Annotated in this window: 1 protein-coding gene; it reads left to right on the top strand. The window is 62.0% G+C overall.

All coding sequences use genetic code 11. The features are described from left to right. Positions 1 to 545, top strand: a 545-nt coding sequence (locus J5X94_RS13840; RefSeq protein ID WP_266097132.1) for an aconitase family protein, incomplete at both ends; no start/stop codon positions are given.

Here is a 545-nt window from a genome sequence, read left to right as displayed (position 1 = left end):
AAGACATCCCTGCCGGTTTCGCCAAGGCGATGGAGACCGAGTACAAGAAGGCCGCCGAAATGCACAAGCGTTACGCGGTCGAAGGCACCGATCATGACCTCGGCCATGGCGATGTCGTCATTGCCGCCATCACGTCGTGCACCAACACGTCCAATCCTTCGGTGCTGATCGGCGCCGGCCTGCTGGCTCGCAACGCCAATCGCCTCGGCCTCAAGCAGAAGCCCTGGGTGAAGACGTCGCTGGCGCCTGGCTCGCAGGTCGTCGCAGAATATCTGGAAAAGTCCGGCCTGCAGAAGGAACTGGACCAGATCGGCTTCAACCTTGTCGGCTTCGGCTGCACCACCTGCATCGGCAACTCCGGCCCGTTGCCGGGTCCGATCTCCAAGACCATCAACGATAAAGGTTTGATTGCTGCCGCGGTCTTGTCCGGCAACCGCAACTTCGATGGGCGCATCCACCCGTATGCCAAGCAGGCGTTCCTGGCTTCGCCGCCCCTGGTCGTGGCCTACGCCATCGCCGGCACCATCCGCTTCGACATCGAGAAG

It is taken from the genome of Psychrobacter sp. K31L, from assembly GCF_017942195.1.
Lineage (GTDB): Bacteria > Pseudomonadota > Gammaproteobacteria > Pseudomonadales > Moraxellaceae > Psychrobacter > Psychrobacter glaciei.
The sequence above is the reverse complement of the archived record's forward strand: the minus strand, read 5'-3'. Positions and strand labels throughout refer to the sequence as shown.